Source organism: Variovorax ureilyticus (assembly GCF_037889935.1).
Lineage (GTDB): Bacteria > Pseudomonadota > Gammaproteobacteria > Burkholderiales > Burkholderiaceae_C > Variovorax > Variovorax ureilyticus.
This window is the reverse complement of the sequence record NZ_JBBKZU010000010.1, coordinates 1-12,287: the sequence shown is the minus strand read 5'-3', so window position 1 is coordinate 12,287 and position 12,287 is coordinate 1. Positions and strand designations below refer to the sequence as shown.

Genomic DNA, 12,287 nt, shown 5'->3' with positions numbered 1-12,287 from the left:
CCCGCCATTCTGCCGTCAGTCTCCTCAAGCCTGCGAGGCGGCTGCACGCAGCGAGCGAGCACGGGGTAGGTCAAGACTCCGCCGGTTCGATCGGCACGCGGCGTTCGCGCACCGTGAGCCACGCGCCCGCCGCACCACAGACTGCGATCAAGGCCATGCCGGCCAGCGAGACGATGTCGGGCACTTGCGAGAACATGAACCAGCCGCCCAGCATCGCAAAAGCGATCTGCGCGTAGAGATAGGGCGTGAGCGTCGAGGCCGGCGTGCGCTGGTAGGCGAGGATCAGCAGGAAATGCCCGATCGTCCCCATGAACCCCATCAGGCACAGCAGCGCCCACCAATGCCAGGACGGCAGCGCAGTCCAGACGAAGGGCACCGTGATCGAGGCCAGCAGGGTGCCCACCCAGCCGGTATAGAAGTGCATCGTGAGCGGGTTCTCGGTGCGCGCGAGCTTGCTCGTCAGCACCTGGAACCAGGCATTGGTCAGCACCAGCCCGATCGGCAGCAGCACGGCCCAGCTGAAGGCGCCGCCGCCCGGCCTCAGGATGACGATCGTGCCGACGAAGCCGCCCGCCACCAACACCCAGCGCAGCGGAGAGACTTGTTCCTTGAGCGTGGTGGCGGCGAGCAGCGTGATCACGAGCGGCGCGATCAGCACGATCGAGGTGAACTCCGCCAGCGGCATGTAGCGCAGACTGAAGAAGGCCAGCGTGCTCGATGCCAGCAGCAGCGCACCGCGCAGCAGCTGGTAGCGCGGATGGCGCGTGCGCAACAGCGCGGTGCCGTGCCGCGGCAGCAGCACCATCGTGGTCGCCACCGCCTGGAAGGCATAGCGCACCCACACGCCCATGAGGATCGGCACCGACGCGGTCGAGAGCTTGGTCGCGGTGTCGAGCGTCGCGAAGCAGGCGACGGCCAGCAGCACCAGCCCGATGCCGGCAAGGATGCGCTCGGATTCGATGTCGCGGGTGGTTCGGCTCGTTGCGATGACGCCGTCTGGCAGCGAGCTCACTGGATGCGGTGCTCCAGCAGCTCCCACACCGGCGTGAGGTTCCCGGGCAGCCACGGGAGCTTGCCCAAGTCGCAATGGCTTTCGTCGGGGCTGTGGAAATCGCTGCCGCGCGAGGCGGCGAAGCCGAACTCCAGCGCCTTGTCGGCGTATTCGACGTACTCGGCAGGCGTGTGGCTGCCGGTCACCACCTCGATCGCCTTGCCGCCGTGGGCCTTGAATTCGAGGAACAGCGCGTATTCCTCGTTGGCGGTGAACTTGTAACGGCCGGGGTGCGCGATCACCGCCAGCCCGTTGGCGGCGGTGATCCAGGTCACCGCGTCCTTCAGCGTGGCCCAGCGGTGCGGCACGTAGCCGGGCTTGCCTTCCGTCAGGTACTTGCGGAAGACCTCCGCGGTGTCGCGGCAGTAGCCGCCTTCCACGAGGAATCGTGCGAAATGCGTGCGCGAGATCAGCTCGGGGTTGCCGACGAACTTGAGCGCGCCTTCGTAGGCATCCTGGATGCCGACCTTGGCGAGTTGCTCGGACATCTCCTGCGCGCGCTTGCCGCGCCCGCCGCGGGTGTCGTAGAGGCCTTCGCTCATGCCCGCGTCGTCGGGGTCGAAACCCAGGCCGACGATGTGCACCGTCTCGCCCGCGAAGGTGACCGAGATCTCGGTGCCGGTGAGGTACTTGATGCCGTTCTGGCGTGCCGCGGCGGCCGCGCGGCGCTGGCCGCCGATCTCGTCGTGATCGGTCAACGCCCAGAGCTCGACGCCGTTGGCCGCGGCGCGCGCTGCGAGTTCCTCGGGAGTGAGCGTGCCGTCCGAGACCACGGAATGGCAGTGCAGATCGGCGTTGAGGATGGATGTCACGCTATGATCTTATTCGTTCTGGTTCTTGCCTGCAGGGCGCATGGTTGCTGAGCGAATTGCTATCGAATGAATAGCAGTCAAGTGGCCCGGGTGCTACGCTGCGGGCCGGGCGGATCTCACTGCTTCTTCCGGAAGGCAAGCCAGGCGGCCACCGCGGTGAACGTGGCCACGATGCCCACGATGATCCAGAAGCCGTGCTTGTGCTCGGCCAGCGGGATGCCGCCCACGTTCATCCCGAACAGGCCCGCCATGATGTTGATCGGCAACGCGAGCACCGTCACTACCGTCAGCACGAACAGGCTCCGGTTGTTGTCCTCGTTCACGTTGGCCGCGATCTCTTCCTGCAGCAGCTTGATGCGCTCCTGCAGAGCGCCCATGTCGCGCAGCACCACCGAGAACTCTTCAGTCGCGGCGCTCAACTGCCGGGCGTCGGATTCCGACATCCACTGCGGCGGCGTCTGCAGCAGGCGGAACAGCGCCGCCGGCTCGGGCGCCAGCAGGCGCTGCAGGCGCACCAGCACCCGCCGCAGCATGCCCAGGCGTGCCCGCTTGTGGTCGAGGCGGCCCGCCAGCAGTTCGTCCTCGATCGAATCGATGCGGGCGGTCCCGTCGCGCACGATCTTCACCAGCACATCCGCCTGCACCCGCATCAGGTGTTCGAGCAATTCGGTCGACGACTTCGGCGCGTCCCCGGCTTTCACGGCCGTGCGCAGCGCGTCCACCGAGCGCAGCGGCTGGCTGCGCGCGGTCACCACCAGTCGCGGGCCGACGCTGATCCAGAGGGTGGAGATGTCCGAGGGCTCGAAGCTGAATTCGAAGTGCACGTCGTTGATGACCGCGATCAGCGAGTCGTCCGCACGCTCGATGCGGGTGGAGTGCAGGCCGTCCCTGAGCGTCTCGTAGAACACGTCGGACAGGCCCGCGTGGCGTCTCAGCCAGCGCTCGGCCGGCGCGTGGCTGAGGTTGAAGTGCAGCCACATGAATGCGCGATCCGCCATGCCGTCCTCGTGGCCCGCGTCCCGGGCCAGCCATTCGGCCGCCTGCGACGAATCGACCGCGCGCACCGGCCGGGCCGACCCTGCGTCGAACAGGTAGCCGCAGATCAGGCCTGCTTCATCGCTGCCATAGGCACCGAACGTCCAATCCTGGGAAAGTGCCAAAGCCGTATGTGTCAGAACAGATGAGTGAACATCCCGTGGGCGAATCCGGCATGCTCCACCCTGCTCGTGACAGTCATGTGACGCCGGCCGTCCTGCTCACTTTTCGTCACAGGACTGTCATCCGGCCGTCGCAGGATGAGGTTTTCTCTTGCCCCAGAGACGGATCATGACGCTCCCCAACATCCTGAGCGACCAGGAAGAACTCATGCAGCGCATCGCGCGCGACCTGGTCGACAGTTACGACGAAGAGATCGAGCTCGAGATCGAAGACCGCAGCATCGAGGAGATCGAAAGCGGCAAGATCGACGACAAAGCCGCCCGCCAGGCCTATTTCAAGGAACTGTTCCGCCTGCAGGGCGAGCTGGTGAAACTGCAGGACTGGGTGCAGAACACCCGGCAGAAGGTGGTCATCCTGTTCGAGGGCCGCGACGCGGCCGGCAAGGGCGGCGTGATCAAGCGCATCACGCAGCGCCTGAACCCGCGCGTGGCGCGCGTGGCGGCGTTGCCGGCGCCGAATGATCGCGAGCGCACCCAGTGGTACTTCCAGCGCTACGTGGCGCATCTGCCCGCGGCCGGGGAGATGGTGCTCTTCGACCGCAGCTGGTACAACCGCGCGGGCGTCGAGCGCGTGATGGGCTTCTGCACCGACGACGAGTACGAGGAGTTCTTCCGCACGGTGCCCGACTTCGAGCGGATGCTGGTGCGCTCAGGCATCAAGCTGATCAAGTACTGGTTCTCCATCACGGACGACGAGCAGCACATGCGCTTCCTGAGCCGCATCCACGACCCGCTCAAGCAGTGGAAGCTCAGCCCCATGGACCTCGAATCGCGCCGCCGGTGGGAGGAATACACCAAGGCCAAGGAATTGATGCTCGACCGCACCCACATCCCCGAGGCACCGTGGTGGGTCGTGCAGGCGGTCGACAAGAAGAAGGCGCGGCTCAACTGCATCAGCCACCTGTTGGGCCAGTTGCCTTACCACGAGGTCGAGCATGCGCCGGTGGTCCTGCCGGCCCGCGAGCGCCATGCGGACTACCTGCGCCACCCCGTGCCCGAGAGCATGTACGTGCCCGAGCTGTACTGATCGAGCCGCCGGGCCGGATCGGCCAATCGTCCGGGTAGCCTGCTTCGGTCGAAGCTGCTACCGTGCGCGGACGACCCTTCTCGCATATTGATGGCCCGCCGTGCAATCTCTCCGCTCACACGCGCCTACCAGCGCAACCTGAAGGCGCTCACCAAGGCGACGCTGGGCAGCAGCAAGCGCATCGCCACCCAGGTGCAGCGGGCCGCAGCAAAGCAGCTCAAGCCTCCGCCGGGGCGCGGCGACTGGCTGCCCGGCGTCGCGCTGGGGCCGGCGGGGGCGCGGCGCTATCACCTCTACCGGCCGCCCGATCTGCAGCTCAAGTTCGGCGAGAAGCTGCCGCTCTTGGTCATGCTCCACGGCTGCGGGCAGACCGGGCGCGACTTCGCCATCAGCACCCGCATGAACCGCATCGCCGAGCGAGAAGGGTTCATGGTGCTCTACCCCGAACAGGACCGGATCGCCAACGCACAGGGCTGCTGGAACTGGTACGACCGCCGCTCCGGCAAGGCCGACGCGGAGGCCGCCACGCTCATGGCGGCCGTCGACCAGGTGCTGATGCTGTATCCGCTCGATCGAGAGCGCGTCGCGCTCGCCGGGCTCTCCGCCGGCGCCAGCATGGCGGCGTTGCTGGCGACGCGCTATCCGCTGCGCTTCAAGGCCGTGGCGATGCATTCGGGCGTGGCACCGGGCGCGGCCAAGTCGCCGGCCACCGCGCTCGGTGCGATGCGCGGGCAGCACGTGCCGCCGATGCTCGCCACCGCGGTGGGCAAGGCCATGGGCGCCGCGGCGGTTTTCGCGACGCTGCCGCCGCTGCTGGTGCTGCACGGCGATGCGGACACCGTCGTGTCCGCCAGCAACGCCAGCAGCACCGCGGCGGTGTGGGCAGTGGCCACCGGCGCGCGCGCCGGCGCCGTGCGCACCGTGCAGCGGGGCAAGCGCCATCCCATGCGCATCACCGATTTCACGCGCCGGGGACGCGTCGCGGTCACCCTGTGCGAGATCGCCGGCCTCGGCCATGCGTGGAGCGGCGGTGTCTCCAGCATGTTGTTCACGGATGCGGCCGGGCCGGACGCGAGCAAGCTGGTCTGGGCCTTCGCGGCACGCCAGCTGCGCCTGAGTGCCGGCCAACGCGCGCCCTGAATCGGGGAGGAGTCCACATGCCCACCATCGCCTACGACGCCAGCCGCGCCGCCCTCTACACGCCGGAGCGCCAGGAGACGCTGTTCGAGCGCGGCGGTCTCTACACGCCGACGCAATGGGCTGTCGAGGCCTCGCGGCTCGCGTACTACCGGGCGGAGCAGGGGGAGTCGGAGGAAATGCGTCTTGCTGCCGCACTCGCGCGGGCCGGCTTTGGCGAACCGAGGTTGTTCATCGATGCAGCGACCTTCGCATTCGCGACGATCCATGGCGGCGACGGCACGGCGCTCATCGCCTTCCGCGGCACGCAGCCGGACGAGATCCGCCACCTCGCCACCAACCTGCAGGCACAGCAGATCGAATGGCACGAAAGCGGCGGGCGCGTGCACGCCGGCTTCGCCAAGGCGACGCGCGGCGTGATGCCGCAGCTGATGGACTGGCTGGCCGGCGAGGCTCAGCCGCGCAGCCGTCTCATCCTCACCGGCCACAGCCTCGGCGCCGCTTTGGCGACGCTGGCCGCGAGCGTCCTCAAGCCCGAGATGCTTGTGACGCTCGGCTCGCCGCGTGTCGGCGACGCGGAGTTCGTCGCGTCCCTCGCGCACATCAACGTCGCGCGGCTGGTGGATGGGTGCGACGTGGTCACCCAACTGCCACCCGCGTTGTCGTTCTATGCGCACGCGGGTGCAGTGACCTACATCACCTGCATCACCGGCGAATGCATCGACGACCCGGCGCCGACCATGATCGAGGCCGACCGTGCCGAAGGCCGGGCGCGGTATGCGTCGGAGCATGCGTGGAAGCCCGGCGCCGTACTGCTGCGCGAGCTGGCGGACCACGCGCCGATCAACTACGCCCGCGGATTCTTCTAGCCGGCAGCGCCGCCAGGCGCGCCCGTTCGCGGGCAACCGCGGAACCGGCTTGGCCGGGCCGCAGGTTGCGCCCCCGGTCGAGGGTGCAGAGCCACACGAAGTGGGCGAGGCTGGGGGCGAGCAACACCCTGTACGCCACCCGGCGTATTTCGGGGGGGCGACCCTTTCCGCAGACTCTCTCCATCGTTCAAACCACAGGAGAAGGTCTCATCATGCAACGTCGTTTCACCCTCAAGGCGCTCGCCGCCGCCGCCGCGCTGGCGGGACTTTCAGTTGCGCCCGCGTTCGCGCAGGACACCATCAAAGTCGGCGTGCTGCACTCGCTCTCCGGCACGATGGCGATCTCGGAAACCGTGCTCAAGGACACGGTGCTCATGGCGATCGACGACATCAACGCCAAGGGCGGCGTGATGGGCAAGAAGCTCGAGCCGGTGGTGGTCGACCCGGCCTCCAACTGGCCGCTGTTCGCAGAGAAGACCAAGCAGTTGCTCGGCCAGGACAAGGTCGCCGTCATCTTCGGCTGCTGGACTTCGGTCTCGCGCAAGTCGGTGCTGCCGGTCGTCGAGGAAATGAATGGCCTCTTGTTCTACCCCGTGCAGTACGAGGGTGAAGAGCTGAGCAAGAACGTGTTCTACACCGGCGCCGCGCCGAACCAGCAGGCCATTCCCGCCGTCGACTACCTGATGAGCAAGGAAGGCGGCGGCGCCAAGCGCTGGGTGCTGCTGGGCACCGACTACGTGTATCCGCGCACCACCAACAAGATCCTGCGCGCCTACCTCAAGAGCAAGGGCGTGGCCGACAAGGACATCGACGAGAAGTACACGCCGTTCGGACACAGCGACTACCAGACCATCGTCGCCGACATCAAGAAGTTCTCGGCCGGCGGCAAGACCGCGGTGGTGTCGACCATCAATGGCGATTCGAACGTGCCCTTCTACAAGGAACTCGGCAACGCCGGCCTGAAGGCCAAGGATGTGCCAGTCGTGGCCTTCTCGGTCGGCGAGGAAGAACTGCGCGGCGTGGACACCAAGCCGCTCGTGGGCCATCTCGCGGCGTGGAACTATTTCATGAGCATCAAGAACCCGACCAACACGGCGTTCATCAAGCAGTGGAGCGACTACGCCAAGGCGAAGAACATCGCCGGCCACAAGGACAAGCCGCTGACCAACGACCCGATGGAAGCCACCTGGATCGGCATCCACATGTGGAAGCAGGCGGTCGAGAAGGCCAAGAGCACCGACACCGACAAGGTGATCGCCGCGATGGCCGGCCAGACCTTCACCGCGCCGTCGGGCATCGTCTCGAAGATGGACGAGAAGAACCACCACCTGCACAAGAGCGTGTTTATCGGCGAGATCAAGGCCGATGGCCAGTTCAACGTGGTGTGGAAGACGCCGGGTCCGGTCAAGGCCAAGCCGTGGAGCCCGTACATCGAGGGCAACGACAAGAAGCCGGACTACCCGGCCGGTAAATCTCTCTGACCCCCAGCCTCGCCCACTTCGTGTGGCTCTGACACCCCCTTTCAGGGGGCAACACCAGCGGACCGGCAAAGCCGGATCCGCGGTGTTTCTGGAATAGGGAATGTTGTGCAATTTTTTTCGCGCTCTTATCTGTTGGCAGCGGGGCTTGCGCTTCTGGTGGGTCTGCCCGCGCATGCGCTGACTGCCGACGAGGCGAAGAGCATCGCCTCCGGAGACACGGAAGCCCGCGTCGAGGCGCTCAACAAGGCGGTTGCCGCCGCTGACGACAAGACCGCCGCCTTCATCCAGGCGATGTCGGATGACGCGGTGAAAGTCACCGCGGACAAGGTGTTCGTCATCAAGGACGACAAGGCCTACGACCCGGTCACCGGCGCGGAACTGAAGCTGCCGGACGATGCCGAGGACGTGGTCAACAACAACATGATGCGCGGCGCGCTCGAGGCGGCACAGGCCGCCCTCAAGCTCACGAGCAAGGACGACGCGGTGCGCATGGAAGCGGCGCAGGCGCTGTTCAAGGAGCCCGACGAATCGCGGCTGCCGATGGTCGAGAAGGCGCTGGCCGCCGAGGCCAACGACAAGGTCAAGGCGCAGCTCGAACTGGTGCGCGCGGCGAGCCTGCTGAGCAGCGCCGACAAGGCCAAGCGGCTCGATGCCGCCAAGGCGCTTGGCGACAGCCGCAGCCCGGACACCAAGCTGCTGCTGAACCAACGCCTCGCCGAAGAGACCGAGGCCGACGTGAAGGCGGCGATCATCGCGTCGATCAGCAGCATCGACGGCTCGCTCGTCTGGGGCGACCGCATCAACGCCGTGTTCAGTGGCATCAGCCTGGGCTCGGTGCTGCTGCTGGCCGCATTGGGCCTTGCCATCACCTACGGGCTGATGGGCGTGATCAACATGGCGCATGGCGAGCTGATGATGATCGGCGCCTATGCGACCTACGTGATGCAGGGCATCTTCCAACGCTTGCTGCCCGAATCGATGTTCGGCTGGTACCTGGTGGCGGCGATCCCGGTCGCCTTCCTTGCATCGGCCTTCGTCGGCGCGGTGCTCGAACGCGGCGTGATCCGGTTCCTCTACGGCCGGCCGCTCGAAACGCTGCTCGCCACCTGGGGGATCAGCCTGATGCTGCAGCAGCTGGTGCGCTCGATCTTCGGCGCGCAGAACGTCGGCGTGGAGAACCCCGCCTGGATGAGCGGCGGGCTCAGCCTGCTGAGCAACGTCACGCTGCCGTGGAATCGCATCTGCATCATCATCTTCGCGGGCCTGGTGCTGCTCGCGATGGGCTGGCTGATCGGGCGCACGCGGCTCGGCCTCTTCGTGCGCGGCGTGACGCAGAACCGCCCGATCGCCTCCTGCATGGGCGTGAACACCGCGCGCATCGACACCTACGCCTTCGCGCTCGGCTCGGGCATCGCGGGGCTCGCGGGCTGCGCGCTCTCGCAGATCGGCAACGTCGGCCCGGACCTCGGCCAGAGCTACATCGTCGATTCGTTCATGGTGGTCGTGATGGGCGGCGTCGGCCAGCTCGCGGGCACGGTGTACGCGGCGCTGGGCCTGGGCATCCTGAACAAGTTCATCGAAGGCTGGGCCGGCGCGGTGCTCGCGAAGATCGCGGTGCTGGTCTTCATCATCATCTTCATCCAGAAGCGTCCGCAGGGCATCTTCGCGGTCAAGGGGCGGAGCGCCGAAGCATGAGCAGCAGCAAAGTCGTACTTCCCTCCAAGGGCCCGCTGCTGAGCGGCAAGGGCTGGACCGCCTTCTTCGTCGCGCTGATCGTGGTGTGCGCGCTGGCGCCGGTGCTCAACATGGTGGTGCCCGCCGGCAGCGTGCTGCACATGAGCGACTACGCGGTGGCGCTGGTCGGCAAGATCATGTGCTACGCGATCTGCGCGCTCGCGATGGACCTCATCTGGGGCTACACCGGCATCCTCTCGCTGGGCCACGGCCTCTTCTTCGCGCTCGGCGGCTACATGATGGGCATGTACCTCATGCGACAGATCGGCCGCGACGGCAACTACAAGAGCGATCTGCCGGACTTCATGGTGTTCCTCGACTGGAAGACGCTGCCGTGGCACTGGGCGGTGAGCGACAGCTTCGTCGCCACGCTGATCCTGATCGTCGCGGTGCCGGGCCTCATCGCCTTCGTGTTCGGCTTCTTCGCCTTCCGCTCGCGCATCAAGGGCGTGTACTTCTCGATCATCACGCAGGCGATGACCTTCGCGGCGATGCTGCTCTTCTTCCGCAACGAGACCGGCTTCGGCGGCAACAACGGGTTCACCGATTTCAAGCGCATCCTGGGCATTCCGATCCAGACGCAGGAAATGCGCATGGTCCTGTTCGCGCTCACCGGACTCACGCTGTTCGGCTTCTTCCTGTTCTCGAAGTGGCTCATCGGCAGCAAGTTCGGCCGGGTGCTGCAGGCGATCCGCGATGCCGAGTCGCGCGTGATGTTCTCTGGCTACAACCCGCTGGGCTACAAGCTCACGATCTGGGTGATCTCGGCCGTGATGTGCGGCGTGGCCGGCGCGCTCTACGTGCCGCAGGTCGGCATCATCAATCCGAGCGAGATGAGCCCGGCCAACTCGATCGAGATCGCGATCTGGGCGGCAGTCGGCGGGCGGGCGACGCTGATCGGGCCGATCCTGGGCGCCTTCATCGTCAACGGCGCGAAGAGCTGGCTCACGGTGGCCTACCCGGAATACTGGCTGTACTTCCTCGGCGCGCTGTTCATCGCGGTCACGCTGTTCCTGCCGGACGGCATCGTGGGGCTGGTGAGGAAATGGGCGTCCAAAGAGAAGAAGGTCGCACCGGTCGAAGCGGAACCCGGCGAGGCGCGCCGCGAGGCCCAGCGCGCGGTTGCTGCGGAGCAGGGCGTCGAGCCTCCATCGCTCACGCCGCCGCTCGCCGTCGAACCCAAGGGAGCACGCGCATGACCCCCGACCTGATGGACGCCGGGGCCGAGCGCGTCGCCCGCCACATCGCCTTCGAACAGGCCCTGCACACCGAATCCGGTGGACGTGCCGCCGGCTACGGCCGGCACTTGACGCCGGGCGAAGTCGATGTGACGCACGGCCGCATCCTGTACCTCGAAGACGTGAGCGTGAGCTTCGACGGCTTCAAGGCGATCAACAAGCTCTCGCTGGACATCGCACCGGGCGAACTGCGCTGCATCATCGGTCCGAACGGCGCGGGCAAGACCACGATGATGGACATCATCACCGGCAAGACCCGGCCGGACGAAGGCTCGGTCTACTTCGGCAGCACGATCGACCTGCTGCGCCACAAGGAGGCCGAGATCGCGCAGCTCGGCATCGGACGCAAGTTCCAGAAGCCGACGGTGTTCGAACACCTCACCGTGTTCGAGAACCTCGAGCTGGCGCTGGCCACCGACAAGGGCGTCAAGTCCTCCATGCTCTTCAAGCTCGATTCGGCGCAGTGCGACCGCCTTGCTGAAGTGCTGCACACCATTCATCTCGAAGGCAGCGTGCTGCGCATGGCCGGCAACCTGAGCCACGGCCAGAAGCAGTGGCTGGAGATCGGCATGCTGTTGATGCAGGACCCGAAGCTGCTGCTGCTCGACGAGCCGGTCGCCGGCATGACCGACGAGGAAACCGCGCGCACCGCGGAGCTGTTCCTGTCGCTCAAGGGCAAGCATTCGCTCATGGTGGTGGAGCACGACATGAGCTTCATCCGCACCATCTCCGAGATCGTGACCGTGCTGTGCGACGGTTCGGTGCTCGCGCAGGGCACGCTGGACGAGGTCCAGGCGGACGAACGCGTCATCGAGGTCTATCTCGGTCGATAAGAAGGCAGTACATGCTCACGGTCAAGAACATTCATCAGTACTACGGCGGCTCGCACATCCTGCGCGACGTCAGCTTCGAGGCGCGGCTCGGCAAGGTGACCGTGCTGCTCGGCCGCAACGGCGTGGGCAAGACCACGCTGCTGAAGTCGCTTATGGGGCTGGTGCCCATCAAGAGCGGCAGCATCGAGTTCGACGGCGCGCCGATCCACAAGCGCACGCCGTATGAGCGCGCCCGCGCCGGCATGGGATTCGTGCCGCAGGGCCGCGAGATCTTCGCGCGGCTCACGGTCGAGGAGAACCTGCGCATGGGGCTCGCCTACAAGTCGGGCAGCACGCCGGTGCCGCCGGAGCTGTACGAGCTCTTCCCGGTGCTCAAGCAGATGCTCAACCGGCGTGGCGGCGATCTCTCGGGCGGGCAGCAGCAGCAGCTCGCGATCGCGCGTGCGCTGGCGCCCAAGCCGAAGCTGCTGATCCTCGACGAGCCCACCGAAGGCATCCAGCCCAGCATCATCAAGGACATCGGCCGCGTGATCCGCATGCTGGCCGACCGCGGCGACATGGCGATCGTGCTGTGCGAGCAGTACTACGACTTCGCGCAGGAGCTGGCCGACGACTATCTCGTGATGGAACGCGGCGAAGTCATCGCGCGCGGCCTTGGCAAGGACATGGAAGCGCAGGGCGTTCGCCAGCTCGTCGCTATATAAAGCTCGCCCCCAGGCTCGCGCACTTCGTGTCGCTCTCCACCCCCCCTACCGGGGGCAACACCGGTGGCCCGGCTAAGAACCTATCCGTAAATAGGTAAACTATCGATCCGAGCCGCGTTGTGATCGCGGCGCTGGATCGATACCTTGGCGAAGAAGCGAGTTGAGTCGTGGGTGGTGACCGATG

General features: G+C 66.5%; 11 protein-coding genes. 8 read left to right on the top strand and 3 right to left on the bottom strand.

The genetic code is table 11. The annotated features are described in order from the left end of the window. Positions 1-70 precede the first annotated feature (70 nt). From WKW77_RS21610 to WKW77_RS21600, 3 genes are all read right to left on the bottom strand, one after another. Positions 71-1,003, bottom strand: coding sequence for a DMT family transporter (locus WKW77_RS21610; protein WP_340359192.1), 933 nt, complete (start codon positions 1,001-1,003; stop codon positions 71-73). A gap of 5 nt (positions 1,004-1,008) precedes the next feature. After that, positions 1,009-1,863: a 3',5'-nucleoside bisphosphate phosphatase gene (locus WKW77_RS21605; protein ID WP_340358941.1), complete on the bottom strand. Its 855-nt coding sequence runs from the start codon at positions 1,861-1,863 to the stop codon at positions 1,009-1,011. Positions 1,864-1,979: 116 nt separating this feature from the next. Next, a complete protein-coding gene (locus tag WKW77_RS21600) occupies positions 1,980-3,023 on the bottom strand; it encodes a transporter (protein ID WP_340358940.1) in 1,044 nt (347 codons plus the stop codon). 166 nt (positions 3,024-3,189) lie between these two features. On the opposite strand from WKW77_RS21600, the gene ppk2 reads away from it, so the two are divergent. The 8 genes from ppk2 to urtE all read left to right on the top strand — a co-directional run bounded on the left by ppk2 (position 3,190) and on the right by urtE (position 12,103). Then, positions 3,190-4,107, top strand: coding sequence for a polyphosphate kinase 2 (gene ppk2, locus WKW77_RS21595; RefSeq protein ID WP_340358939.1), 918 nt, complete (start codon positions 3,190-3,192; stop codon positions 4,105-4,107). A gap of 90 nt (positions 4,108-4,197) precedes the next feature. Further along, on the top strand, positions 4,198-5,247 hold the full coding sequence (locus tag WKW77_RS21590; protein WP_340358938.1) for an extracellular catalytic domain type 1 short-chain-length polyhydroxyalkanoate depolymerase: 1,050 nt from the start codon (positions 4,198-4,200) through the stop codon (positions 5,245-5,247). A gap of 17 nt (positions 5,248-5,264) precedes the next feature. Next, on the top strand, positions 5,265-6,113 hold the full coding sequence (locus tag WKW77_RS21585; RefSeq protein WP_340358937.1) for a lipase family protein: 849 nt from the start codon (positions 5,265-5,267) through the stop codon (positions 6,111-6,113). Between the two features lie 212 nt (positions 6,114-6,325). Beyond that, complete coding sequence (urtA, locus tag WKW77_RS21580) at positions 6,326-7,594, top strand: urea ABC transporter substrate-binding protein (protein ID WP_340358936.1); 1,269 nt, start codon at positions 6,326-6,328, stop codon at positions 7,592-7,594. Between the two features lie 132 nt (positions 7,595-7,726). Beyond that, complete coding sequence (gene urtB / locus WKW77_RS21575) at positions 7,727-9,289, top strand: urea ABC transporter permease subunit UrtB (RefSeq protein ID WP_422823249.1); 1,563 nt, start codon at positions 7,727-7,729, stop codon at positions 9,287-9,289. Then, positions 9,286-10,527 carry an urea ABC transporter permease subunit UrtC gene (gene urtC / locus WKW77_RS21570; protein ID WP_340358935.1) on the top strand — a complete coding sequence of 414 codons (1,242 nt, stop codon included), beginning with the start codon at positions 9,286-9,288 and terminating at the stop codon, positions 10,525-10,527. The genes urtB and urtC overlap by 4 nt, the downstream gene beginning before the upstream one ends. Then, complete coding sequence (gene urtD / locus WKW77_RS21565) at positions 10,524-11,399, top strand: urea ABC transporter ATP-binding protein UrtD (protein WP_340358934.1); 876 nt, start codon at positions 10,524-10,526, stop codon at positions 11,397-11,399. Before urtC ends, urtD begins: the two co-directional genes overlap by 4 nt. An 11-nt stretch (positions 11,400-11,410) precedes the next feature. Continuing rightward, positions 11,411-12,103 carry an urea ABC transporter ATP-binding subunit UrtE gene (gene urtE, locus WKW77_RS21560; protein WP_184525351.1) on the top strand — a complete coding sequence of 231 codons (693 nt, stop codon included), beginning with the start codon at positions 11,411-11,413 and terminating at the stop codon, positions 12,101-12,103. Positions 12,104-12,287: the final 184 nt, after the last annotated feature.